At 65.7% G+C, this 23,232-nt stretch carries 23 protein-coding genes and 1 other RNA gene; 20 read left to right on the forward strand and 4 right to left on the reverse strand.

What is annotated here, in order from left to right; translation table 11 throughout:
• The first annotated feature begins 102 nt into the window (after window positions 1-102).
• The 5 genes from petA to IB232_RS19740 all read left to right on the forward strand — a co-directional run bounded on the left by petA (window position 103) and on the right by IB232_RS19740 (window position 3,826).
• Window positions 103-696 (forward strand): ubiquinol-cytochrome c reductase iron-sulfur subunit, encoded by a 594-nt coding sequence (petA, locus tag IB232_RS19720; protein ID WP_192400271.1) that lies wholly within the window; start codon window positions 103-105, stop codon window positions 694-696.
• The gene (locus IB232_RS19725; RefSeq protein WP_137975009.1) at window positions 696-1,907 is read left to right on the forward strand and encodes a cytochrome b; all 1,212 of its coding nucleotides are present in this window, start codon (window positions 696-698) and stop codon (window positions 1,905-1,907) included. The genes petA and IB232_RS19725 overlap by 1 nt, the downstream gene beginning before the upstream one ends.
• Entirely contained in the window at window positions 1,907-2,689 is a 783-nt protein-coding gene (locus IB232_RS19730) for a cytochrome c1 (protein WP_192400272.1), read from the forward strand. The genes IB232_RS19725 and IB232_RS19730 overlap by 1 nt, the downstream gene beginning before the upstream one ends.
• Before the next feature lie 87 nt (window positions 2,690-2,776).
• Complete coding sequence (locus tag IB232_RS19735; RefSeq protein ID WP_192400273.1) at window positions 2,777-3,394, forward strand: glutathione S-transferase N-terminal domain-containing protein; 618 nt, start codon at window positions 2,777-2,779, stop codon at window positions 3,392-3,394.
• A gap of 15 nt (window positions 3,395-3,409) precedes the next feature.
• Entirely contained in the window at window positions 3,410-3,826 is a 417-nt protein-coding gene (locus IB232_RS19740) for a ClpXP protease specificity-enhancing factor (RefSeq protein ID WP_192400274.1), read from the forward strand.
• A 66-nt stretch (window positions 3,827-3,892) separates the two neighbouring features.
• On the opposite strand, the gene IB232_RS19745 is transcribed toward IB232_RS19740, so the two are convergent.
• From IB232_RS19745 to IB232_RS19760, 4 genes are all read right to left on the reverse strand, one after another.
• On the reverse strand, window positions 3,893-4,426 hold the full coding sequence (locus IB232_RS19745) for a BON domain-containing protein (RefSeq protein WP_192400275.1): 534 nt from the start codon (window positions 4,424-4,426) through the stop codon (window positions 3,893-3,895).
• Window positions 4,423-5,016, reverse strand: a complete 594-nt coding sequence (locus tag IB232_RS19750) for a phosphoheptose isomerase (RefSeq protein WP_137974915.1) — start codon at window positions 5,014-5,016, stop codon at window positions 4,423-4,425. The genes IB232_RS19745 and IB232_RS19750 overlap by 4 nt, the downstream gene beginning before the upstream one ends.
• A gap of 127 nt (window positions 5,017-5,143) precedes the next feature.
• On the reverse strand, window positions 5,144-5,500 hold the full coding sequence (locus tag IB232_RS19755; RefSeq protein WP_192400327.1) for a YraN family protein: 357 nt from the start codon (window positions 5,498-5,500) through the stop codon (window positions 5,144-5,146).
• Window positions 5,496-7,307, reverse strand: coding sequence for a penicillin-binding protein activator (locus IB232_RS19760; protein ID WP_192400276.1), 1,812 nt, complete (start codon window positions 7,305-7,307; stop codon window positions 5,496-5,498). The genes IB232_RS19755 and IB232_RS19760 overlap by 5 nt, the downstream gene beginning before the upstream one ends.
• Before the next feature lie 91 nt (window positions 7,308-7,398).
• Between IB232_RS19760 and rsmI the strand changes: the two genes are divergently transcribed.
• The 15 genes from rsmI (at window position 7,399) to IB232_RS19835 (ending at window position 23,228) form a co-directional block, all read left to right on the forward strand.
• Window positions 7,399-8,298, forward strand: a complete 900-nt coding sequence (gene rsmI / locus IB232_RS19765; RefSeq protein ID WP_192400277.1) for a 16S rRNA (cytidine(1402)-2'-O)-methyltransferase — start codon at window positions 7,399-7,401, stop codon at window positions 8,296-8,298.
• A 40-nt stretch (window positions 8,299-8,338) separates the two neighbouring features.
• An RNA gene (rnpB, locus tag IB232_RS19770) (RNase P RNA component class A) lies at window positions 8,339-8,688 on the forward strand.
• Window positions 8,689-8,985: 297 nt separating this feature from the next.
• On the forward strand, window positions 8,986-9,441 hold the full coding sequence (gene mraZ, locus IB232_RS19775; RefSeq protein ID WP_192400278.1) for a division/cell wall cluster transcriptional repressor MraZ: 456 nt from the start codon (window positions 8,986-8,988) through the stop codon (window positions 9,439-9,441).
• A gap of 2 nt (window positions 9,442-9,443) precedes the next feature.
• Window positions 9,444-10,385, forward strand: coding sequence for a 16S rRNA (cytosine(1402)-N(4))-methyltransferase RsmH (gene rsmH, locus IB232_RS19780; RefSeq protein ID WP_192400279.1), 942 nt, complete (start codon window positions 9,444-9,446; stop codon window positions 10,383-10,385).
• On the forward strand, window positions 10,382-10,675 hold the full coding sequence (gene ftsL / locus IB232_RS19785) for a cell division protein FtsL (protein WP_192400280.1): 294 nt from the start codon (window positions 10,382-10,384) through the stop codon (window positions 10,673-10,675). Before rsmH ends, ftsL begins: the two co-directional genes overlap by 4 nt.
• Entirely contained in the window at window positions 10,672-12,426 is a 1,755-nt protein-coding gene (locus IB232_RS19790; RefSeq protein ID WP_192400281.1) for a peptidoglycan D,D-transpeptidase FtsI family protein, read from the forward strand. Before ftsL ends, IB232_RS19790 begins: the two co-directional genes overlap by 4 nt.
• Window positions 12,426-13,889, forward strand: coding sequence for a UDP-N-acetylmuramoyl-L-alanyl-D-glutamate--2,6-diaminopimelate ligase (locus IB232_RS19795; protein WP_192400282.1), 1,464 nt, complete (start codon window positions 12,426-12,428; stop codon window positions 13,887-13,889). The genes IB232_RS19790 and IB232_RS19795 overlap by 1 nt, the downstream gene beginning before the upstream one ends.
• Window positions 13,882-15,255, forward strand: coding sequence for a UDP-N-acetylmuramoyl-tripeptide--D-alanyl-D-alanine ligase (locus IB232_RS19800; protein ID WP_192400283.1), 1,374 nt, complete (start codon window positions 13,882-13,884; stop codon window positions 15,253-15,255). The genes IB232_RS19795 and IB232_RS19800 overlap by 8 nt, the downstream gene beginning before the upstream one ends.
• A gap of 2 nt (window positions 15,256-15,257) precedes the next feature.
• On the forward strand, window positions 15,258-16,340 hold the full coding sequence (gene mraY / locus IB232_RS19805) for a phospho-N-acetylmuramoyl-pentapeptide-transferase (RefSeq protein WP_192400284.1): 1,083 nt from the start codon (window positions 15,258-15,260) through the stop codon (window positions 16,338-16,340).
• 6 nt (window positions 16,341-16,346) lie between these two features.
• Entirely contained in the window at window positions 16,347-17,693 is a 1,347-nt protein-coding gene (gene murD, locus IB232_RS19810; RefSeq protein ID WP_192400285.1) for a UDP-N-acetylmuramoyl-L-alanine--D-glutamate ligase, read from the forward strand.
• A gap of 2 nt (window positions 17,694-17,695) precedes the next feature.
• Window positions 17,696-18,913: a putative lipid II flippase FtsW gene (gene ftsW, locus IB232_RS19815; RefSeq protein ID WP_192400328.1), complete on the forward strand. Its 1,218-nt coding sequence runs from the start codon at window positions 17,696-17,698 to the stop codon at window positions 18,911-18,913.
• Entirely contained in the window at window positions 18,903-19,973 is a 1,071-nt protein-coding gene (gene murG / locus IB232_RS19820; protein ID WP_192400286.1) for an undecaprenyldiphospho-muramoylpentapeptide beta-N-acetylglucosaminyltransferase, read from the forward strand. Before ftsW ends, murG begins: the two co-directional genes overlap by 11 nt.
• A gap of 34 nt (window positions 19,974-20,007) precedes the next feature.
• Window positions 20,008-21,414 (forward strand): UDP-N-acetylmuramate--L-alanine ligase, encoded by a 1,407-nt coding sequence (gene murC / locus IB232_RS19825; RefSeq protein WP_225592446.1) that lies wholly within the window; start codon window positions 20,008-20,010, stop codon window positions 21,412-21,414.
• On the forward strand, window positions 21,411-22,352 hold the full coding sequence (locus IB232_RS19830) for a D-alanine--D-alanine ligase (RefSeq protein ID WP_192400288.1): 942 nt from the start codon (window positions 21,411-21,413) through the stop codon (window positions 22,350-22,352). The genes murC and IB232_RS19830 overlap by 4 nt, the downstream gene beginning before the upstream one ends.
• Window positions 22,353-22,355: 3 nt before the next feature.
• Window positions 22,356-23,228 (forward strand): cell division protein FtsQ/DivIB, encoded by an 873-nt coding sequence (locus IB232_RS19835; protein ID WP_225592429.1) that lies wholly within the window; start codon window positions 22,356-22,358, stop codon window positions 23,226-23,228.
• Window positions 23,229-23,232: the final 4 nt, after the last annotated feature.

The raw sequence follows: 23,232 nt of genomic DNA on the forward strand, positions 1-23,232 counted from the left end.
GAAAAGGGGCTTTTCTTTACCATTCGGCAAATTTTGTGCGGCCCGATTTATTACTTAGTAGAGGCCTGACCACAGGCCACAAAGCTGATGGGAGACGACTGAATGAGCAATGACGGCGTGAATGCAGGCCGGCGTCGCTTCCTGGTGGCGGCCACTTCGGTGGTAGGTGCTGCCGGAGCGGTGGGTGCTGCGACCCCGTTCGTGGGGTCATGGTTCCCCAGTGCCAAGGCCAAAGCGGCCGGTGCACCGGTGAAAGTGAATATCGCCAAGGTCGAACCTGGCCAGCAGATGATCGCCGAATGGCGCGGTCAGCCGGTATTCATCGTGCGTCGTACCGAGGAGATCCTGGCCAACCTGACCAAGATCGACGGCAGCGTTGCCGACCCGGAATCCGCCGCCTCCGTGCAGCCGGAATACGTCGACAAGAAGACTCGCGCGATCAAGCCGGAAATTCTGGTGCTGGTCGGTCTGTGCACCCACCTGGGCTGCTCGCCGTCCTTCCGCCCTGAAGTGGCCCCGGCCGACCTCGGTCCGGAGTGGGTCGGCGGTTACTTCTGCCCCTGCCACGGTTCGCGCTACGACCTCGCCGGTCGAGTCTACAAGGCCCAGCCCGCGCCGCTGAACCTGCCGGTTCCGCCGCATTCCTACGAGTCCGATGAAGTCATCGTCATCGGCGTGGACCAGGAGAAAGCATGATGGAAAAATTCATGGCCTGGGTCGATGCGCGCTTCCCCGCGACCAAGATGTGGGAAGACCATCTGAGCAAGTATTACGCTCCGAAGAACTTCAACTTCTTCTATTTCTTTGGCTCGCTGGCACTGCTGGTGCTGGTCAACCAGATCCTCACCGGCATCTGGCTGACCATGAGCTTCACCCCGTCCGCCGAGGAAGCCTTCGCTTCCGTCGAGTACATCATGCGCGACGTGGAGTTCGGCTGGATCATCCGCTACCTGCACTCCACCGGTGCCTCCGCGTTCTTCGTGGTGGTCTACCTGCACATGTTCCGCGGTCTGCTCTACGGCTCCTACCAGAAGCCGCGCGAGTTGGTGTGGATCTTCGGCATGCTGATCTACCTGTGCCTGATGGCCGAGGCCTTCATGGGCTATCTGCTGCCGTGGGGCCAGATGTCCTACTGGGGTGCCCAGGTGATCATCTCGCTGTTCGGTGCCATCCCGGTGATCGGCGATGACCTGACCCAGTGGATCCGTGGTGACTACCTGATTTCCGGCATCACCCTGAACCGCTTCTTCGCCCTGCACGTGATCGCTCTGCCGATCGTCCTGCTCGGCCTGGTCGTGCTGCACATCCTGGCGCTGCACGAAGTCGGTTCGAACAACCCGGACGGTGTCGACATCAAGAAGAACAAGGACGAGAACGGTGTGCCGATCGACGGCATCGCGTTCCACCCCTACTACACCGTGAAAGACATCGTCGGCGTGGTGGTCTTCCTGTTCGTCTTCTGCGCCATCGTGTTCTTCTTCCCGGAGATGGGTGGTTACTTCCTCGAGAAGCCGAACTTCGAACAGGCCAACCCGTTCAAGACCCCAGAGCACATCGCTCCGGTGTGGTACTTCACCCCCTTCTACGCCATCCTGCGCGCGGTGCCGGACAAGCTGCTGGGCGTGATCGCCATGGGCGCCGCCATTGCCGTGCTGTTCGTCCTGCCATGGCTCGACCGTAGCCCGGTCAAGTCGATGCGCTACAAGGGCTGGCTGAGCAAGGTCTGGCTGCTGGTGTTCTGCGTGTCCTTCGTGATCCTCGGTGTGCTGGGCGTACTGGCACCGACTCCGGGCCGTACCCTGCTGTCGCAGATCTGCACCGCGCTGTATTTCGCCTACTTCATCCTGATGCCGTTCTACACCCGGATGGAGAAGACTAAACCGGTTCCGGAAAGGGTGACTGGCTGATGAAAAAGCTATTTGCTGCATTTGTTATCGCTGCTCTGCCGGCCTTCTCCTTTGCCGCTGGCGGCCATGGCGTCGAGCTGGACAAGGTTGACCTCGACCTGACCGACAAGGCTGCTCTGCAGGATGGCGCGCGTACCTTCGCCAACTACTGCATGGGCTGCCACAGCGCCAAGTTCCAGCGCTACGAGCGCGTTGCCGATGACATCGGCATTCCGCACGAACTGATGCTGGAGAACCTGGTGTTCACCGGTGCCAAGATCGGCGACCACATGAAGATCGGCATGAAGCCGGAAGATGCCAAGGCCTGGTTCGGCGCTGCCCCGCCCGACCTGACCCTGGTTGCCCGCGTACGCGGCGCCGACTGGCTGTACACCTACCTGCGCACCTTCTACGAGGATCCGACTCGTCCGCTGGGTGCCAACAACAAGGTGTTCCCGAACGTCGGTATGCCCAACGTGCTGGTCGGCCTGCAAGGTCGCCAGGTCGTTGGCTGCAAGCAGGTTCAGGTGGTCGAGGAAGGCAAGAAGCAGTACGACCCGCTGACCGGCGCGCCGATCACTCACGAGGCTTGCGACCAGCTGACCATCGTGCCGAAGACCGGCGCGCTGACCGAGGCTGAATTCGACGAGAAGGTGCACAATCTGGTGACCTTCCTCGCCTACTCGGCCAACCCGGTCAAGCTGGAAAGTCAGCGCATCGGCACTTACGTTCTGCTGTATCTGGCCTTCTTCTTCGTGTTCGCCTACCTGCTGAAGCGCGAATACTGGAAGGACGTGCACTGATACACTGCGTCACCGTTGTAAACGCACGCGCCCCTCAAGGGCGCGTGCGTTTTTCTGTTTCTGCCATTTCGAAAAGTGAGGGGCGCCATGGCCGCGACCAATAAGCTGGCCTGTTATTCCGACCCTGCCGACCACTACTCCCACCGCGTGCGACTGGTGCTGGCCGAGAAAGGCGTCAGCGCCGAGATCATCGATGTCCAGGCCGGGCGCTGCCCGCCCAAGCTGGCCGAGGCCAACCCGTATGGCGGCGTGCCGACACTGGTCGATCGTGACCTGGCCCTGTACGAATCCACCGTGGTGATGGAGTATCTCGACGAGCGCTACCCGCATCCGCCGCTGCTGCCGGTGTATCCGGTGGACCGGGCCAAGAGTCGTCTGCTGATGCATCGCATCCAGCGCGACTGGTGCAAGCTGGTCGACCAGATTCTCGACTCGCGTACCAAGGAAGCGGATCGGGCCGTGGCGCGCAAGGAGCTGCGCGAAAGCCTGACCGGTGTCTCGCCGCTGTTCGCCGACAAGCCGTTCTTCCTCAGTGACGAACTGAGCCTGGTGGACTGCTGCCTGCTGCCGATCCTGTGGCGTCTGCCGAAGCTGGGTATCGAGCTGCCGCGCCCGGCCAAGCCGCTGCTGGACTACATGGAGCGGGTGTTCGCCAGCGAGGCCTTCCAGGCCAGTCTATCCACCGTCGAGCGCGACATGCGCTGAGCCGAGGAGGCCGATATGAACTCCAGTCGCCCCTACCTGGTACGTGCCCTGTACGAGTGGATCGTTGACAACGACTGCACGCCGCATCTGCTGGTGAATGCCGAGTTCCCTGGCGTACGCGTGCCGGCCGGCTACGCCAACGACGGGCAGATCGTTCTCAACGTGTCGCCCAGCGCCGTGCGCAACCTGCACATGGATAACGAGGCGGTCAGCTTCGAGGGGCGTTTCGGTGGCGTGGCGCATTCGCTGTTCGTGCCGTCCGGCGCCATGCTGGCGATCTACGCGCGGGAGAACGGTCAGGGCATGGTCTTCGAGCTGGAGCCGCCGGTCGACGATGACGAGGAAGAAGGGCCGGAGCCCGATGACGATGGACCATCCGGCGGCGAGCCGCCACGGCCCAGTGGGCGTCCCAGTCTGAAGGTGGTCAAGTAGCGACAAAAAAGGCGATCCGAGGATCGCCTTTTTCATGTCCGCCGCAGGGTTGCCCCTGCCATCGGCTCAGTTGGTGTATTGGTACAGGGTGACGATCTTCTGCACGCCGGACACGCTCGATACCACGTTGGTGGCGGCTGCGCCCTCGGCGCGAGTCACCAGGCCGAGCAGGTAGACGATGCCGTTCTCGGTCACCACCTTGACCTTGGCGCTCGGCACCTTGCTGTCGGCCAGCATGATCGTCTTGATCTTGCTGGTGATCAGCGCGTCGTTGCTGCGGGCCAGGGCGCTGGTGGGCTGCAGTACCTGAATCTCGTTGTGCAGCTTCTTCACGCCCTGTACGCCGTTGGCAACCTGACCTGCTTTCTCTTTCAGGTCTGCGCGCGGAGTCTGGCCGGCCAGCAGGATCACACCGTTGTAGCTGGTGACCACGATATGCGAAGTCGGGCCGGTCAGGTCCGGGTGCGAGCGTGACACGGCGTTGGCCACGTTGGGCTCGAGGAACTGGTCGTCGATCTTGTTGCCGATGCTGCGGTTGCTGCAGCCGCCGAGGGCCAGGCCCAGGGCGATGGTGGCGAGGATCAGGGCATTGCGGGTCATTCTTCACTCCCGAACAGTTGACGATCAATCAGGTCGCACAGGCAGTGGATGGCGAGCAGGTGCACTTCCTGGATGCGCGCGGTGACCTTGGAAGGCACGCGGATCTCCACGTCCTCCGGCAGCAGCAGCGAGGCCATGCCGCCACCGTCGCGGCCGGTCAGGGCGACGACCACCATCTCGCGATCATGAGCGGCCTGGATGGCCTGGATCACGTTGGCCGAGTTGCCGCTGGTGGATATCGCCAGCAGTACGTCGCCGGGCTGGCCGAGGGCGCGGATCTGCTTGGAGAACACCTCGTTGTAGCTGTAGTCGTTGGCGATCGAGGTGATGGTCGAGCTGTCGGTGGTCAGGGCGATGGCCGGCAGGCTGGGGCGCTCGCGCTCGAAGCGGTTGAGCAGCTCCGAGGAGAAGTGCTGGGCATCGCCGGCCGAGCCGCCGTTGCCGCAGGTGAGGATCTTGCCCTCGTTGAGCAGCGAATGAACCATGACCTGGCTGCCGTGCTCGATGAAGGGTACCAGCACTTCCATGGCCTGCTGTTTGGTGTCGATGCTGGCCTGGAACATCTGGCGAATGCGGTTTTGCATATCCATGGAATGGAACCTTAGGTGTGCTGGCTGAGACAGCCGGAAATGACGAAAGTCGCCGTGGCGCGCGATGAGCGGGGTTTTACCTGAAGACGGCGCCGCGGGTCGACTTGAAATTCTTGATCGGGCCTATTCACGTTTCGAAAGCGTTGCGTAGCCAGTTCAGTCCGGAATCGCCTGGGCTTATCGCTACCACGTCGAAGCGGCAGGGCTGCTTGCCCCAGCGATTCTCACGCTGCAGGAACAGCTCGGCGGCGAGAATCAGGCGCTGACGCTTGCGGGCGTCGACGCTTTCCAGTGCGCCACCCCAGGCGGCGTGCTTGCGGTAGCGAACCTCGACGAATACTACTGTATCGCCGTCGAGCATGACCAGATCGAGCTCGCCGCCGCGGCAGCTCCAGTTCTGCGCCAGCAGGCGCAGACCCTGTTGCTGCAGATGGTCGCGCGCCAGGTTCTCGGCGGCGCGACCGCTGTCCTGGCGCGAATTAATTGAGGCTGTCCGGCAGGCGCTGGACCTGACCGTTGCGGAACTCGGCCCAGGGCAACTGGCGCTCGACACGCTGGGCCTGGTTCAGGCTCAGGTTGCCGGAGAGGCCTTCGACCTGGCTATCCGGCAGGGCCTTGAGCTGGCTCAGGCGCGGGGCCAGGCGGAACGCGTCGACGCCCATGGCGTACAGGCGGCCCAGGCTGCCAGCAGCCTGCGGCCATTGCTGGTCGACTTGCTGGCGCAGGGCATCGTTGGCGTCCAGCAGCCAGGGCGTTTCGCAGAAGCGGATGCCTTCCAGGTCCTGGTACTGCCCTGGATTCTGCCCGCCGGTGTAGAGGTGCGAGGTGGCATATACCGGCAGGTCGCCGGCGTACTGGAAGGCCAGGGTCGGCTTGATCTGCTGGGCCTGCTGCGGAGTGGCGGCGAGGAAGATGAAGTCGATGTCCTGGCGGCGCGCCGGCAGGGCGGCCAACTGGGTGCCCAGGGTGCTCTGCAGGCGCTTGGCGCGCGCCTCGCTCTGGCGCAGTTGGAGCAGATCGGCGATCTGCTGGGCCAGCTCCACCGGCTGGTCGACATGCTCGGCGGCGATCAGGTTGCCGCCGGCGGCCTGCCAGCTCTGCTGGAAGGCGGCCAGCACGCGATTACCCCATTCGCCCTGCGGTACCAAGGCCACGGCGCTGCGCATGCCATCGGCCCAGGCGCGGCGGGCCACTTCGCGGGCTTCATCTTCGGCAGCCAGGCCGAACTGGAACAGCTGAGCAGGTGCCTCGCGCCCGGCGTCGCTGTAGTTCAGCGCCAGGGTGGTCAGCGGCAGTTGCGGACGTTCGCTGAGCTGCTTGACCAGCGGCTTCTCCAACGGGCCGACCACCAGTTGCGCGCCGTCGGCCTGGGCCTGACGGTAGAAGTCGTCCAGCGAGGCCAGGCGCGAGCTGTCATACAGCAGGATTTCCGGCGGATTCTGCCCGGCCTGCTGGGCCTGGTAGTGGGCGGCGAGGAAGCCATCGCGCAGGGCGCGGGCCACCGAGGCCAGTTGGCCGTCCTGCGGCAGCAGCAGGGCGATCTTCTGCAGGGGCTGGCCGGCCAGCTCTTTCAGCTTGCTCAGGGCCTGCGGCAGTTGCTCGGCGGCCGGGTGCTGCGGGTGCTGGTTCTTCCAGTCGTCAATGGCGGCCAGCTGCTGGTCCGGGGTGCCGGCGCTCTTGGTGGCCAGGGCCAGGCTCAGCCAGCCGTCCAGGTCGCTGTCGCCGGAGCTGATCAACTGGCTCTGCGGCAGGCTGGAAACCAGGCTCCAGATCGCCTCGTGGTTGGTTTTGGCGGCTTCGCCGGACAGCAGCGGGGCGATGAACACGCGCTCACGGGCGGCGGCCAGGGTCTGGCCGTCGGCCTCGAGGGCGCGGGCCTGGACCAGTTGGGTGCGGATTTGCTGCTCCACCGGCAGCTCGCTCAGGCGCTCCAGGCTCGGGTGCTGCAAGGCCTTGAGCGCGCTCTTCGGCTTGTTGCGGGCCATGGCCAGTTCGGCATCGAGGGTGGCGGCGAACACCTGCTGGGCCGGTTTCAAACCGTCCAGCGAGATTTCGTCGAGGATGCGCGTGGCGCGGCCGATGTCCTGCTGGCGGTAGGCCTGATCGGCTGCAGACAGACGCAGCAGGGCGGCTTGCTCCGGCTCGCTGGTGCTGGCTTGCTGCAGCAACTGGTCGATGCTGGCCTGAGGGGTGCGCGGCAGCTCGCCCAGGCTGGACGAGGGCGAACCGGCGCAGGCGGCCAGGAGGCCGGCAAGGCAGAGGGCGGAGAGTGGGCGCAGGCAGGCGATCATCTAATACGTTCCTGGTACTGATCAGAAAGAAGGCGGGATTGTACCCAAGCCCCGCGGCAGGCGCGATGTCGGTGCCTTGAAACGGGCTACAATGCGCGCTTTCCGCAATCGAGGTGCGCCTGTGAGTGCTTCCGCTGTTCCCGCCGCCGTCGGCACGCTGTATGTGGTCGCCACGCCCATCGGCAATCTGGATGACATCAGTGCACGGGCGCTGCGCATCCTCGGCCAGGTGGCGCTGATCGCCGCCGAGGACACCCGGCACTCGGTGCGCCTGCTGCAGCACTTCGGCATCGCCACGCCGCTGGCGGCTTGCCACGAGCACAACGAACGCGACCAGGGTGGGCGTTTCCTCGCCCGCCTGCAGGCGGGCGAGGATGTGGCGCTGATCTCCGATGCGGGCACGCCGCTGATCTCCGACCCGGGCTTTCATCTGGTGCGCGCCGCGCGCGCGGCCGGCATTCGCGTAGTGCCGGTGCCGGGGGCGTGCGCGCTGATCGCCGCGTTGTCGGCGGCCGGGCTGCCGTCCGATCGTTTCAGTTTCGAGGGCTTTCTGCCGGCCAAGACGGTCGGGCGCCGTGGCCGCCTGGAGCAGGTCAGGGAAGATGGCCGCACGCTTATCTATTACGAGGCGCCGCATCGCCTGCTCGAATCCCTCGCCGATATGCGCGACATCTTCGGTGCGGACCGACCGGCAGTGCTGGGTCGTGAGCTGACCAAGACCTTCGAGACCCTCAAGGGCCTGCCGCTGGGCGAACTGCACGACTGGGTGGCGGCCGACAGCAATCAGCAGCGTGGCGAGTGCGTGATTCTGGTGGCCGGTTGGCATGCGCCGGAAGGCGACGAGGCGGTGAGTCGCGAGGCCCTGCGGGTGCTCGATCTGTTGCTGGCCGAGCTGCCGCTCAAGCGTGCGGCGGCGCTGGCGGCGGAGATCACCGGGGTGCGCAAGAACCTGCTGTACCAGGCGGCCCTCGATCGGCAGAAAGACGCTTGAGCTTGTCCTGAGTCGCCTGGATCGCTACCCTTGGCGGCGGAGAGTCGATCGGACAGTCGCCGCCTTCTTTATTGAAGGGGGAGGAAAGTCCGGGCTCCATAGGGCGGAGTGCCAGGTAACGCCTGGGAGGCGCGAGCCTACGGAAAGTGCCACAGAAAATAACCGCCTAAGCGTTTCGGCGCCGGTAAGGGTGAAAAGGTGCGGTAAGAGCGCACCGCACGACTGGTAACAGTTCGTGGCTAGGCAAACCCCACTCGGAGCAAGACCAAATAGGGTTCCATCGGCGTGGCCCGCGCTGGAACCGGGTAGGTTGCTAGAGGCGTGCAGTGATGTACGTCGTAGAGGAATGACTGTCCTCGACAGAACCCGGCTTACAGATCGACTCTCCTCCTTTCTCTTCTATCTGCTCTGCCTTCCAATACCGAAAAATTCTTACTCTTAAGAAATTACTTTAAGTTCGAAGTTTAGCTTCATGAACTTGAAGAAATTCGCCTCCGAAATACCTCTGTTTTGCTCCTGAAAAAGCCTCGCTTAGTTTGCTAAATCACCGTCCCATAAGGATTTTTCCTGGTTTTCGCGCCTTGACGCTAGGGTGCGCGCGTTTCTATAGTGTGCCGAAGTGGCACAAAGTGGAAAAAAGTGGGTCATAAGGGCATGGAAAGCTAATAACAGTGGGGAAGCGCAGCCTTGTTTCGTGGAGCTAACGCCATCAGTCTCGACGCCAAAGGGCGACTCGCGATGCCGAGCCGGTATCGTGACGAGCTCGTTTCGCGTTGTGCTGGCCAGCTCATCGTCACCATCGATGCCGTAGACCCCTGCCTGTGCGTTTATCCCCTGCCGGAGTGGGAGCTGATCGAAGCCAAGCTCCGCGACCTGCCGTCCCTGCGTGAAGAAACCCGCCGCCTGCAGCGCCTGCTGATCGGCAACGCCGTGGACATCGAGCTGGACGGCAGTGGCCGCTTCCTCGTGCCGCCGCGTCTGCGCACGCATGCGGGCCTGGACAAGCACGCGATGCTGGTCGGCCAACTGAACAAATTTCAACTGTGGAACGAGGATGCCTGGAACGCGCTTGCAGATGCCGACCTGGCCGCCATCAAACAACCCGGCGCTTTGCCGGACGACCTGCGCGACCTGATCCTGTGACCATGACCAGCAGCTTCCGCCACATCACCGTGCTGCTCGACGAGGCCGTCGAGGCCCTCGCCATGCGCGCCGATGGCTGCTACCTGGATGGCACTTTCGGGAGGGGCGGGCACAGTCGGCTGATCCTCGAAAGGCTCGGCCCAAAAGGCCGGTTGCTTGGGTTCGACAAGGACCCATTGGCAATCGCAAGCGGAAATGCACTGGCGGCCGAAGACGGCCGCTTCGTCGTTGTACAGCGCAGCTTCGCCGACCTTGGCGAAGAAGCGGCCGCGCGCGGCCTGGTCGGCAAGGTCGACGGTCTGCTGCTCGACCTCGGCGTGTCCTCGCCGCAGCTGGACGACGCCGAGCGCGGCTTCAGCTTCCTTAACGACGGTCCGCTGGACATGCGCATGAATCCGGATGCCGGCGTCAGCGCCGCCCAGTTCATCGCCACCGCCAGCGCCGACGAGATCGCCCGGGTATTCAAGGAGTACGGCGAGGAGCGTTTCGCCAAGCGCATGGCCCGCGCCGTGGTCGAGCGTCGCGAGCAGAAGCCATTCGAGCGCACCGCCGACCTGGCAGCCGTGCTGACCGAGGCCAATCCGGCCTGGGAAAAGGGTAAGAACCCGGCGACCCGTGCCTTCCAGGGGCTGCGCATTCACGTCAACAACGAGCTGGGCGATCTCGAGCGTGGTCTCGATGCCGCGCTGGAGACCCTGGCCGTGGGCGGACGCCTGGTGGTGATCAGCTTCCATTCGCTGGAAGATCGCATCGTCAAACAGTTCATGAGGCGCCAGGCCAAGGGCGAAGCAGACAACCTGCCGCGCGACCTGCCGATCATTCCCAAGGCGTTCGAGCCGCGCCTGAAGCTGCTGGGCAAGCCGATCTACGCTGGCGAGGCGGAACTGAAAGCCAATCCGCGCTCGCGCAGCGCGGTGATGCGCGTGGCGGAGAAACTGCGTTGAGCCGCCTGTACGCCAAGCCCCTGCCGCCCGGCAGCCTGTTGCTGGCCCTGCTGTTCGGCGCCGTGCTGCTGTCGGCTATCGCCGTGTCCTACAGCGCGCACTGGAATCGCCAGTTGCTCAATGCCCTCTATACCGAGCTGAGCGTGCGCGACAAGGTGCAGGCCGAGTGGGGTCGCCTGGTGCTGGAACAAAGCACTTGGACCGCGCACAGCCGCATCGAGACCCTCGCCGCCGGCCAGCTGAAGATGCGCATTCCCGAGCCCACCGAAGTCCAGATGGTGGCGCCATGATCGGCCTCGAAGGCGCTCTTTATCCCTGGCGCTTCCGTCTGGTGCTGGCCCTGCTGGCGCTGATGGTCGGTGCCATCGTCTGGCGCATCGTCGATCTGCACGTGATCGACCACGATTTCCTTCAGGCCCACGGCGATGCGCGCAGCGTTCGGCATATCCCGATTCCGGCGCACCGCGGCCTGATCACCGATCGCAACGGCGAGCCACTGGCCGTCAGCACCCCGGTGACCACCCTGTGGGCCAACGGCAAGGAACTGGCCAAGGCGCCGCAGCGCTGGAGTGATCTGGCCGCCGCTCTGGGTCAGGAGCCGAAGGCCTTCGCCCAGCGCCTGGAACAAGCCAAAGAGCGCGAGTTCATGTACCTGGTGCGCGGCCTGACCCCTGAGCAGGGCCAGCGCATTCTCGATCTCAAGATTCCGGGCGTGTACGGTCTGGAAGAATTCCGCCGCTTCTATCCTGCTGGTGAAGTGACCGCCCATGTGGTCGGCTTCACCGACGTCGACGACCGTGGTCGCGAGGGCGTGGAGCTGGCCTTTGAAGACTGGCTGGCCGGCGTGCCGGGCAAGCGCCAGGTGCTCAAGGATCGTCGCGGTCGCCTGATCAAGGACGTACAGGTCGCGCAGAACGCCAAGGCCGGCAAGGCGCTGGCCCTGTCCATCGATCTGCGCCTGCAGTATCTGGCCCACCGCGAGCTGCGCAACGCTCTGATCGAACAGAACGCCAAGGCCGGCAGCCTGGTGATGATCGACGTGAAGACCGGCGAGATCCTCGCCATGGTCAATCAGCCGTCCTACAACCCGAACAACCGTCGCAACCTGCAGCCGGCCGCCATGCGCAACCGCGCCATGATCGACGTGTTCGAGCCGGGTTCGACCGTCAAGCCGATTTCCATGGCGGCCGCCCTGCAGACCGGGCGCTGGAAGCCGGAAGATAAAGTCGAGGTCTACCCTGGCTCGCTGCAGATCGGGCGCTACACCATCAAGGACGTTTCCAAGACCCAGGGCCCGATCCTCGACCTGACCGGCATCCTGATCAACTCGTCCAACGTCGGCATGAGCAAGATCGCCTTCGATATTGGCGGCGCGACCATCCACGACATGATGAGCAAGGTCGGCTTTGGCCAGGACACCGGCCTCGGTTTCCCCGGCGAGCGTGTCGGCGAGCTGCCCAGCCATCGCGAGTGGCGCAAGGCGGAGACCGCGACCCTGTCCTACGGCTACGGCGTGTCGGTGACCGCTATCCAGATGGCTCACGCCTACGCAACCCTGGCCAACAACGGTCAGGTGCTGCCGCTGTCGATGACTCGCGTGGACCACAAGCCGGTCGGTGCCCAGGTGGTGCCGCCGGAAGTGGCCAAGAACCTGCAGGCCATGCTGCAGCAAGTGGTCGAGGCGCCGCGTGGCGTGTTCCGCGCCCAGGTACCGGGCTACCACGTGTCCGGCAAGAGCGGCACTGCGCGCAAGGCCAGCGTCGGCACCAAGGGCTACACCGCCAACGCCTATCGTTCGATGTTCGCCGGCTTCGCGCCCAGCTCCAATCCGCGTATCGCCATGTTCGTGGTGGTCGATGAGCCGAGCAAGGACGGTTACTTCGGCGGCCTGGTTTCCGCACCCGTTTTCAGCAAGGTGATGGCCGGCTCTCTGCGCCTGATGAACATCACTCCAGACAACCTGCCGCCGCCAGTTGATCCAGCTGCGGCGCCGCAGCCGCAGACTGCCGACGCGGCCGCCAACCCGGGAGGGCGGATCTGATGCCCATGCCCCTCAATCAACTGCTGCCGCAGGCAAGCGGCGCCACCCTCATCCGTGAACTGACCCTGGATAGCCGCAAGGTGCGCCCGGGTGACCTGTTCCTCGCCGTGCCTGGCCTGGCCCAGGACGGTCGCGCCCACATCGCCGATGCCATCGCCCGTGGCGCCACCGCCGTGGCCTATGAGACCGAAGGCGCTTCCCCCCTGAACGCGAGCAGCGCCGAGCTGGTGCCGATCAAGGGCCTGGCCGGCCAGCTGTCGGCCATCGCCGGTCGCTTCTATGGCGAGCCGAGCCGTGGTGTGCGCCTGGTCGGTGTCACCGGTACCAATGGCAAGACCAGTGTCAGCCAGCTGCTGGCCCAGGCCCTCGATTTGCTGGGCGAACGCTGCGGCATCGTCGGTACCCTCGGCACCGGCTTCTTCGATGCGCTGCAGAGCGGCCGCCACACCACGCCGGACCCGATCGCCGTACAGGCCACCCTGGCCGACCTTAAGCAGGCCGGTGCCCGCGCCGTGGCCATGGAAGTGTCGTCCCATGGCCTGGATCAGGGTCGTGTGGCCGCGCTGGACTTCGACGTAGCGGTGTATACCAACCTGTCCCGCGACCACCTCGACTATCACGGCTCGATGGAAGCCTATGGCGCGGCCAAGGCCAAGCTGTTCGCCTGGCCGGAACTGAAGTGCCGGGTGATCAACCTGGACGACGAGTTCGGCCGCCAACTGGCGAGCGAAGAGCGTGAGTCGCGCCTGGTCGGCTACAGCCTGAGCGACGCCTCCGCCTACCTGTTCTGCCGCGAGGCCCGCTTCGACGATCACGGCGTGCAGGCCAGCCTGATCACTCCGCAGGGTGAAGGCCATCTGCGCAGCCCGCTGCTCGGTCGTTTCAACCTGAGCAACCTGCTGGCCGTGGTCGGTGCGTTGCTCGGCCTGAGCTACGGCCTGGACGAGATCCTCCGCGTGCTGCCGCAACTGCAGGGGCCGGTCGGCCGTATGCAGCGCTTCGGCGGTCAGCAGCAGCCGCTGGTGGTGGTCGACTACGCCCACACCCCGGATGCCCTGGAGAAAGTGCTGGAAGCCCTGCGTCCTCACGTCACCGGCCGTCTGCTGTGCCTGTTCGGCTGTGGCGGCGACCGCGATCGTGGCAAGCGCCCGCTGATGGCCGCCGTGGCCGAGCGTCTGGCCGATGCCGTGCTTGTCACCGACGACAACCCGCGCACGGAAGATCCGGCGCAGATCCTCGCCGACATCCGCGCCGGCTTCGCCAAGCCCGAGGCCGTCGAGTTCGTCCATGGTCGTGGCGATGCCATCGCCCGCCTGATCGCCTCCGCCAAGGTCGGTGATGTGGTGGTGCTGGCCGGCAAGGGCCACGAGGATTACCAGGAGATCGCAGGCACCCGCCATGCCTTCTCTGACCTGGATGAAACCACCAAGGCCCTGCAGGCCTGGGAGGCCGCCCATGCTTAAGCCGTTGCTGTTGAGCGAAGTGGCCCAAGCGCTTGAAGCCCGGCTGGTAGGTGCCGATGTCGCCTTCGCCGCCGTTTCCACCGATAGCCGCAAGATCGAGGCCGGCCAGCTGTTCATCGCCCTGGTCGGGCCGAACTTCGATGGCCATAACTACCTGGCCGAGGTCGCCGCCAAGGGCGCCGTCGCCGCCCTGGTGCAGCGCGAAGTGGCCGATGCGCCGCTGCCGCAACTGGTGGTCAATGACACCCGCATCGCCCTGGGTCAACTCGGCGGGCTCAATCGCGCAGCCTTTAACAAGCCGCTGGCTGCCGTCACCGGCTCCAGCGGCAAGACCACGGTCAAGGAGATGCTCGCCAGCATCCTGCGTGCCGGCCTGAGCGGCCCGGTGCTGGCCACCCGTGGCAACCTGAACAACGACCTCGGCGCGCCGCTGACCCTGCTGGAGTTGTCCCCCGAGCATGTCGGCGCGGTGATCGAGCTGGGTGCCAATCATGTCGGCGAGATCGCCTATACCGTCGGTCTGACCAAGCCGCAGGTGGCCATTATCACCAATGCCGGTCTGGCCCATGTCGGCGAGTTCGGCGGTCCGGAGAAGATCGTCGAGGCCAAGGGCGAGATTCTCGAAGGCCTGAGCGAGCAGGGCATCGCCGTGCTCAATCGTGACGACAAGGCCTTCGCCACCTGGCAGGCCCGTGCAAAGGGGCGCCAGGTGCTGAGCTTCGCCCTGCGCGACCAGGCAGCCGATGTGCATGCCACCGAGCTGTGGCGCGACGCCCGTGGCTGCGCCGGCTTCGCCCTGGCCGGCATTGCCGGTGCGGTGCGCATCCAGCTCAACCTGCTCGGTGAGCACAGCGTGGCCAATGCCCTGGCTGCCGCCGCCGCCGCGCATGCCCTCGGCGTGCCGCTGGTCGGGATCAAGGCTGGGCTGGAATCCCTGCAACCGGTCAAGGGCCGCGCCGTGGCTGACCTGGCGCCGAATGGCGTGCGGGTGATCGACGACAGCTACAACGCCAACCCGCTGTCCATGTGTGCGGCAGTGGATATACTCGCCGCCTTCTCCGGCCGCACCGTCCTGGTGCTGGGAGATATGGGCGAGTTGGGCGAATGGGCCGAGCGGGGCCATCGCGACGTCGGCGCCCATGCCGCCGGCAAGGTCGATGCGCTCTATGCCGTGGGTCCGCTGATGGCGCATGCCGTCGCAGCCTTCGGTGCCAATGGCCGCCATTTCGCCGATCAAGCCAGCCTGATCGAAGCGCTTCGCGCCGAATCGGGCGACACCACCATTCTAATTAAAGGCTCGCGCAGCGCGGCGATGGAACGAATCGTCGACGCGTTGCTGCAACGGGCATCGGGGGAGGCTCACTAATCATGCTGCTGCTGCTGGCCGAGTACCTGCAACAGTTCTACACCGGCTTCGGGGTGGTCCAGTACCTGACCCTGCGCGGGATCCTCGGCGTGCTCACCGCGCTAGCCATGTCGCTGTGGCTGGGCCCGTGGATGATCCGCACCCTGCAGATCCGCCAGATCGGCCAGGCCGTGCGCAATGACGGCCCGCAGTCGCACCTGTCGAAGAAGGGCACGCCGACCATGGGTGGCGCGCTGATCCTCACCGCGATCGCCGTCAGCACCCTGCTCTGGGCCGACCTGACCAACCGCTACGTGTGGACCGTGCTGGCCGTGACCCTGCTGTTCGGCGCCATCGGCTGGGTCGACGATTACCGCAAGGTGATCGAGAAGAACTCACGCGGCCTGCCGAGCCGCTGGAAGTATTTCTGGCAGTCGGTATTCGGCCTGGCCGCCGCCGTCTTCCTCTATATGACCGCGCAGAGCCCGGTGGAAACCACCCTGATCGTGCCGGTACTCAAGGACGTGGCGATTCCCTTGGGCGTGGGCTTCGTGGTGCTGACCTACTTCGTCATCGTTGGTACCAGCAACGCGGTGAACCTGACCGACGGCCTCGACGGCCTGGCCATCCTGCCGACCGTGATGGTGGCCGGCGCGCTGGCGATCTTCTGCTACCTGTCGGGCAACATCAAATTCGCCGAGTACCTGCTGATTCCCTACGTGCCGGGCGCCGGTGAGCTGATTGTGTTCTGCGCCGCGCTGGTCGGCGCCGGCCTCGGCTTCCTGTGGTTCAACACCTACCCGGCCCAGGTCTTCATGGGCGACGTCGGCGCGCTGGCGCTGGGCGCGGCGCTGGGCACCATCGCCGTCATCGTCCGTCAGGAGGTGGTGCTGTTCATCATGGGCGGCGTGTTCGTCATGGAAACCCTGTCGGTGATGATCCAGGTCGCCAGCTTCAAGCTGACCGGCAAGCGCGTGTTCCGCATGGCGCCGATCCACCACCACTTCGAACTCAAAGGCTGGCCGGAGCCGCGCGTGATCGTGCGCTTCTGGATCATCACCGTGATCCTGGTGCTGATCGGCCTGGCCACGTTGAAGCTGAGGTAATAGAGAGTGTCGCTGATCGCTTCCGACCAGTTCCGCATCGTTGTCGGCCTCGGCAAGAGCGGCATGTCTCTGGTGCGCTTCCTCGCGCAGCAGGGCGTGCGCTTCGCCGTGGCCGATACGCGCGCGAACCCGCCGGAGCTGGCGACCCTGCAGCGCGACTATCCGCAGGTGGAAGTACGCTGCGGCGAGCTGGACGTGGACTTCCTGTGCCGCGCCTCGGAGCTGTACGTGAGCCCCGGCCTGGCCCTGGCCACCCCGGCGCTGCGCGAGGCGGCCGCCCGTGGCGTGAAGATGTCCGGCGATATCGACCTGTTCACCCGCCACGCCAAGGCGCCGATCGTCGCCATCACCGGCTCCAATGCCAAGAGCACCGTCACCACGCTGGTCGGTGAAATGGCGGCAGCGGCTGGGCGCAAGGTCGCCGTCGGCGGCAATATCGGCACCCCGGCGCTGGATTTGCTGAGCGATGACGTCGAGCTGTACGTGCTGGAGCTGTCCAGCTTCCAGCTGGAGACCACCGAGCGCCTCAATGCCGAAGTGGCCACCTGCCTGAACGTCAGCGAAGACCACATGGACCGCTACGACGGCATGCAGCATTACCACCTGGCCAAGCACCGCATCTTCCGTGGCGCCAAACAGGTGGTGGTGAATCGCGACGATGCCCTGTCGCGTCCGCTGATCGCCGACCAGGTGCCTTGCTGGTCCTTCGGCCTGGGCAAACCCGACTTCAAGCGCTTCGGCCTGGTTGAAGAGAGCGGCGAGAAGCAGCTGGCCTTCCAGTTCGAGACGCTGATGCCGACCGCCGAACTGAAGATCCGTGGCGCGCACAACCAGTCCAACGCCCTGGCGGCCTTGGCTCTCGGCCACGCCGTCGGCCTGCCGTTCGAAGCCATGCTGCAGACCCTGCGCAATTTCGCCGGCCTGCCGCACCGTTGCCAGTGGGTGCGCGAGCTGCGCGGCGTGGGCTACTACGACGACTCCAAGGCCACCAACGTCGGCGCGGCCCTGGCCGCCATCGAAGGTCTGGGTGCGGATATCGCCGGCAAGCTGGTGCTGATCGCCGGTGGCGATGGCAAGGGTGCCGACTTCTCCGCCTTGAAAGCGCCGGCGGCCAAGTTCTGCCGCGCCGTGGTGCTGCTCGGCCGCGATGCCGAACTGCTCGCCACCGCCCTGGGCGATGCCACGCCGCTGGTGCGGGTGAAGACTCTGGAAGAAGCGGTGCAGCGCGCGGCCGAGCTGGCCCAATCGGGCGACGCCGTGCTGCTGTCGCCGGCCTGCGCCAGCCTGGACATGTTCAAGAACTTCGAAGAGCGTGGGCGTCTGTTCGCCCAGGCGGCGGAGGGCCTGCAATGACCCTGTTGGCCCGCCTGCTCGCCGCCCCGTCGCCGCTGCGCACCCATCGCGGCATCGACCTCGACTTCCCGCTGCTGGCCGGTTGCCTGGCACTGCTCGGCCTGGGCCTGGTGATGATCACCTCGGCCAGCTCGGAAGTGGCCGCGGCCATGTCCGGCAACCCGCTGTACCACATGATTCGCCACCTGATTTACCTCGGCCTGGGCATCTCCGCCGCGCTGCTAACCCTGTTGATCCCGATGTCGCTGTGGCAGCGTTTCGGTGGCAGCCTGCTGATCGTGGCCTTCGTCCTGCTGGTGCTGGTGCTGCTGCCGGGCATCGGCCGCGAAGTGAACGGCGCCAAGCGCTGGATCGGCTTCGGCCTGTTCAACCTGCAGCCGTCCGAACTGGCCAAGCTGTTCACCGTGGTGTTCATTGCCGGCTACCTGGTGCGTCGCCAGGAAGAAGTGCGCGAGAAACTCTCCGGCTTCCTCAAGCCGATGCTGGTGCTCGGGCCGATGGCGGTGCTGCTGCTGGCCGAGCCGGACTTCGGCGCCACCGTGGTGCTGTTCGGTTCCTGCATCGCCATGCTGTTCCTCGGCGGCATCAACCTGGTGCGTTTCATTCCGCTGGCCGGCGTGGTGCTTGGTCTCGGCGTGCTGGTGATGACCAGCCAGGCCTACCGCCTGGAGCGCCTGACCAACTTCGTCGACCCCTGGGCCGACCAGTACGGCGCCGGCTACCAGCTGAGCCAGGCGCTGATCGCCTTTGGTCGTGGCGAGTGGCTCGGCGTCGGCCTGGGCAACAGCATCCAGAAGCAGTTCTATCTGCCGGAAGCGCATACCGATTTCGTCTTCGCCGTGCTGGCTGAAGAGCTGGGCATGGTTGGCGCCCTGGCTACCGTTGGCCTGTTCGTCTTCGTCGCCGTGCGCGCCCTGTACATCGGCCTGTGGGCGGAGAAGGCCAAGCAGCTGTTCTCCGCCTATGTGGCCTACGGCATCGCCATGCAGTGGATCGGCCAGGTGCTGATCAACATCGGCGTGAATGTCGGCCTGCTGCCGACCAAGGGCCTGACCCTGCCGTTCCTCAGCTACGGCGGCAGCTCGCTGATCATCTGCTGCGTCAGCCTGGCCATGCTCCTGCGCATCGAGTGGGAACGCCGCACTCAGCTGGGCAGCGAGGAAGTGGAGTTCACCGAGTCGGACTTCTTCGACAGCGAGGAGGCCGGCCATGCGCGGTAATGTCCTGATCATGGCCGGCGGCACCGGCGGCCACGTGTTCCCGGCCCTGGCCTGCGCCCGCGAATTCAAGGCGCGCGGCTATGCCGTGCACTGGCTGGGCACCCCGCGTGGCATCGAGAACGAACTGGTGCCGGCGGCCGAACTGCCGCTGCACCTGATTCAGGTTTCCGGCCTGCGCGGCAAGGGCAAGCTGTCCCTGCTCAAGGCGCCGTTCCAGCTGATCCGCGCGCTGTTGCAGGCGCGCAAAGTGATGCGCGAGCTGCAGCCGGTGTGCGTGCTGGGCATGGGTGGCTATGTCACCGGCCCGGGCGGCCTGGCTGCGCGGATGAACGGCGCGCCGCTGGTGATCCACGAGCAGAATGCCGTGGCCGGCACCGCCAACCGCAGCCTGGCGCCGTTTGCCAGCCGCGTGTGCGAGGCCTTCCCGAATACCTTCGGCAAGAGCGACAAGCTGCGCACCACCGGCAACCCGGTGCGTGAGGAGCTGTTCCTCGAGACCCCGCGCGATGCCCTGGGCAAACGCCGGCCGCGCCTGCTGGTGCTGGGCGGCAGCCTGGGCGCCGAGCCGTTGAACAAGCTGCTGCCCGCGGCCCTGGCCAAAGTGGCCGGCGAGCTGCGCCCGCAGGTGTTCCACCAGGCCGGCAAGCAACATGATCAAGTCACCGCGGAGCGTTATCGCGAAGTCGCGGTCGAAGCCGAGGTCGCGCCCTTCATCAAGGACATGGCTGCCGCCTACGCCTGGGCCGACCTGGTGATCTGCCGCGCCGGCGCGCTGACCGTCAGCGAACTGGCCGCCGCTGGCCTGCCGTCTTTCCTGGTGCCGTTGCCGCACGCGATCGACGACCACCAGACCCGCAATGCGGAATATCTGGCCAAGGAGGGCGCCGCCTTCCTTCTGCCGCAACATGCCACTGACGCGGACAAGCTCGCCGCGCAGTTGACCGAGGTTCTGATGCATCCCGAAAAACTCAAGGCCATGGGCCGCACCGCGCGCAGCCTGGCCAAGCCGGACGCCACCCGCACGGTGGTCGAAATCTGCCTGGAGGTGGCCCGTGGCTAAGTCTCCCGCTGCTGCCCGTTCGGAAATCCGCCGCATGCGCCGTATCCGCCGCATCCACTTCGTCGGTATCGGCGGCGCCGGCATGTGCGGCATCGCCGAGGTGCTACTGAACCTGGGCTACGAAGTCTCCGGCTCCGACCTCAAGGCTTCGGCCGTGACCGAGCGCCTGGAGAGCTTCGGTGCCATCATCTTCATCGGCCACCGCGCCGAGAACGCCGAGCAGGCTGACGTGCTGGTGGTCTCCAGCGCGGTGAACACCAGTAACCCGGAAGTCGCCACCGCCCTGGAACGCCGCATCCCGGTGGTGCCGCGCGCCGAGATGCTCGCCGAGCTGATGCGCTACCGCCATGGCATCGCCGTCGCCGGTACCCACGGCAAGACCACCACCACCAGCCTGCTGGCCTCGGTATTCGCCGCCGGCGGCCTGGACCCGACCTTCGTCATCGGTGGCCGCCTGAACGCCGCCGGCACCAACGCCCAGCTCGGCAGCAGCCGCTACTTGATCGCCGAGGCGGACGAGAGCGACGCCAGCTTCCTGCACCTGCAGCCGATGGTCTCGGTGGTCACCAATATCGACGCCGACCACATGAGCACCTATGGCGGCGACTTCAACGTCCTGAAGAAGACCTTCATCGAATTCCTGCACAACCTGCCGTTCTACGGCCTGGCCGTGCTCTGCGTGGATGACCCGGTGGTGCGCGAACTGCTACCGCAGGTGGCCCGTCCGACCGTGACCTACGGCTTCGCCGAGGACGCCGACGTGCGCGCCATCAACGTGCGCCAGGAAGGCATGCGTACCTTCTTCACCGTGCTGCGCCGCGACCGCGAGCCGCTAGATGTGTCGGTGAACATGCCGGGCAACCACAACGTGCTGAACTCTCTGGCCACCATCGCGATTGCCACCGACGAGGGCATCGACGATGCCGCCATCGTCGCTGGTCTGTCCGGCTTCCAGGGCGTCGGCCGGCGCTTCCAGGTCTACGGCGAACTGCCGGTGGACGGTGGCAGCGTGATGCTGGTGGACGACTACGGTCACCATCCGCGCGAAGTGGCCGCGGTGATCAAGGCCGTGCGCGGTGGCTGGCCGGAGCGCCGCCTGGTGATGGTCTACCAGCCGCACCGCTACAGCCGCACCCGCGACCTGTACGACGACTTCGTCCAGGTGCTCGGCGACGCCAAGGTTCTGCTGTTGCTGGAGGTCTATCCGGCCGGTGAGGAACCGATTCCCGGTGCCGATAGCCGCCACCTGTGCCACAGCATTCGCCAACGCGGCCAGCTCGATCCGATCTACGTCGAGCGTGGCACCGAACTGGCCCCGATCATCAAGCCGTTGCTGCGTGCCGGCGACATCCTGCTGTGTCAGGGTGCCGGTGATATCGGCGGGGTAGCCCCACAACTGATCAAGCACCCGTTGTTCGCGTTTCAAGGTGAGTCGAAATGAGCCTGCATTCCACCCTCGATCCCAAGGCCTTCGGCCGCGTCGCCGTGTTGTTCGGCGGCAAGAGCGCCGAGCGTGCGGTGTCGCTGAAGTCCGGCGCTGCCGTGCTGGAAGCCCTGCAGGCAGCCGGTGTGGACGCCTTCGGCATCGACGTCGGTGACGACTTCCTGCAGCGCCTGACCCGTGAGCGCATTGATCGCGCCTTCATCGTGCTGCACGGCCGTGGCGGCGAAGATGGATCCATGCAGGGCCTGCTCGAGTGCGCCGGCATTCCCTACACCGGCAGCGGCATCCTCGCTTCCGCCCTGGCCATGGACAAGCTGCGCACCAAGCGTGTGTGGCTGAGTCTGGATCTGCCGACGCCGGCCCACGCCGCCCTGGCCAGCGAAGAGGACTGCCGTGCTGCGGCTGCCGTGCTGGGCTTCCCGCTGTTCGTCAAGCCGGCCCACGAAGGCTCCAGCATCGGCATGGCCAAGGTTGCCGATGTCGATGCGTTGATCGCGGCCTGGAAAGATGCCAGCCAGTACGACTCGCAGGTGCTGGTCGAGCAGATGATCGCCGGCCCCGAGTTCACCGTGGCCATGCTGCGTGGCCAGGTGCTGCCACCGATTGGCCTGGGCACGCCGCACAGCTTCTACGACTACGACGCCAAGTACCTGGCCAATGACACCCAGTACCGCGTTCCCTGCGGCCTGTCAGTCGAGAAAGAAACCGAGCTGAAGGAGCTGACCGCGCGTGCCTGCGAGGCCGTGGGCACCCAGGGCTGGGCGCGCGCCGACGTGATGCAGGACACCAGCGGCAAGTTCTGGCTGCTGGAAGTGAATACCGTGCCGGGCATGACCGATCACAGCCTGGTACCGATGGCCGCACGCGCCGCCGGTCTGGATTTCCAGCAGCTGGTGCTGGCGATCCTGGCCGACAGCGTAGAGGCGAGGGGCTAAATCATGGTCGCCACCCTCCGTCACCCGCAGCCCATAGGAGGCGCCACCCGGCGTCAGCCTATCGCTGCGCGCGGCGCGAGCCGGATGGTGGCGCAGGAGCCGCTGGCGGCGCGCCTGCCGAAGCCGGATCTCAGTGGTGTCGGGCGTGGGTTGAAGCGCCTGGGCTGGCCGCTACTACTGGTGGCTCTGGGCCTGGGAACTTACGAGGGCGCCCAGCGCCTGTTGCCGTACGCCGACCGGCCGATTGCCCGGGTCAGCGTGCAGGGCGAGCTGAGCTACATCAGCCAGCAGGCCGTGCAGGAGCGCATCGCGCCTTACGTCTCGGCCAGCTTCTTCACCATCAACCTGGCCGGCATGCGTGCCGAGCTGGAGCAGATGCCGTGGATCGCCCACGCCGAAGTGCGCCGGGTGTGGCCGGACCAGGTCTCGATCACCCTGGAAGAGCAGCTGCCGGTGGCCCGCTGGGGCAACGAGGCGCTGCTCAACAACCAGGGCCGCGCCTTCGCCCCGCGCGAGGCGGCCAATTACGAACACCTGCCGATGCTGTCTGGGCCGCAACGCGCCCAGCAGCAGGTGATGCAGCAGTACCAGGTGCTCAGCCAGCTGCTGCGGCCGATGGGGTTCACCATCAGCAGCCTGGAACTGCGCGAGCACGGCAGCTGGTTCATCAGTACCGCCCAGGGTGTGGAAATTCTCCTGGGCCGGGATCACTTGGTCGACAAGATGCGCCGGTTCGCCGGCATCCACGACAAGGTGCTCAAGCAGCAGATCGCGAATATCGCGCGCATCGACCTGCGCTATGCCAACGGCCTGGCCGTGGCCTGGCGCGAGCCGGTGCCGTCGACGGCAACCGAAACGACGGTCGCCGTCCAGTGAATCG

The organism is Pseudomonas sp. PDM15 (assembly GCF_014851565.1).
Taxonomy (GTDB): domain Bacteria; phylum Pseudomonadota; class Gammaproteobacteria; order Pseudomonadales; family Pseudomonadaceae; genus Aquipseudomonas.

What these genes read in the sequence shown, in the direction of transcription:
- rsmH (WP_192400279.1), top strand. Translation starts at nt 9,444, where the DNA reads ATGACCAGCAGCTTCCGCCACATCACCGTGCTGCTCGACGAGGCCGTC.
- IB232_RS19800 (WP_192400283.1), top strand. Translation starts at nt 13,882, where the DNA reads ATGCTTAAGCCGTTGCTGTTGAGCGAAGTGGCCCAAGCGCTTGAAGCC.
- IB232_RS19745 (WP_192400275.1), bottom strand. Translation starts at nt 4,426, where the DNA reads ATGACCCGCAATGCCCTGATCCTCGCCACCATCGCCCTGGGCCTGGCC.
- murC (WP_225592446.1), top strand. Translation starts at nt 20,008, where the DNA reads ATGCGCCGTATCCGCCGCATCCACTTCGTCGGTATCGGCGGCGCCGGC.
- IB232_RS19790 (WP_192400281.1), top strand. Translation starts at nt 10,672, where the DNA reads ATGATCGGCCTCGAAGGCGCTCTTTATCCCTGGCGCTTCCGTCTGGTG.
- IB232_RS19730 (WP_192400272.1), top strand. Translation starts at nt 1,907, where the DNA reads ATGAAAAAGCTATTTGCTGCATTTGTTATCGCTGCTCTGCCGGCCTTC.
- IB232_RS19760 (WP_192400276.1), bottom strand. Translation starts at nt 7,307, where the DNA reads ATGATCGCCTGCCTGCGCCCACTCTCCGCCCTCTGCCTTGCCGGCCTC.
- petA (WP_192400271.1), top strand. Translation starts at nt 103, where the DNA reads ATGAGCAATGACGGCGTGAATGCAGGCCGGCGTCGCTTCCTGGTGGCG.
- mraY (WP_192400284.1), top strand. Translation starts at nt 15,258, where the DNA reads ATGCTGCTGCTGCTGGCCGAGTACCTGCAACAGTTCTACACCGGCTTC.
- murG (WP_192400286.1), top strand. Translation starts at nt 18,903, where the DNA reads ATGCGCGGTAATGTCCTGATCATGGCCGGCGGCACCGGCGGCCACGTG.
- IB232_RS19725 (WP_137975009.1), top strand. Translation starts at nt 696, where the DNA reads ATGGAAAAATTCATGGCCTGGGTCGATGCGCGCTTCCCCGCGACCAAG.
- IB232_RS19740 (WP_192400274.1), top strand. Translation starts at nt 3,410, where the DNA reads ATGAACTCCAGTCGCCCCTACCTGGTACGTGCCCTGTACGAGTGGATC.
- IB232_RS19750 (WP_137974915.1), bottom strand. Translation starts at nt 5,016, where the DNA reads ATGGATATGCAAAACCGCATTCGCCAGATGTTCCAGGCCAGCATCGAC.
- IB232_RS19795 (WP_192400282.1), top strand. Translation starts at nt 12,426, where the DNA reads ATGCCCATGCCCCTCAATCAACTGCTGCCGCAGGCAAGCGGCGCCACC.
- IB232_RS19830 (WP_192400288.1), top strand. Translation starts at nt 21,411, where the DNA reads ATGAGCCTGCATTCCACCCTCGATCCCAAGGCCTTCGGCCGCGTCGCC.
- IB232_RS19735 (WP_192400273.1), top strand. Translation starts at nt 2,777, where the DNA reads ATGGCCGCGACCAATAAGCTGGCCTGTTATTCCGACCCTGCCGACCAC.
- IB232_RS19835 (WP_225592429.1), top strand. Translation starts at nt 22,356, where the DNA reads ATGGTCGCCACCCTCCGTCACCCGCAGCCCATAGGAGGCGCCACCCGG.
- rsmI (WP_192400277.1), top strand. Translation starts at nt 7,399, where the DNA reads ATGCGCGCTTTCCGCAATCGAGGTGCGCCTGTGAGTGCTTCCGCTGTT.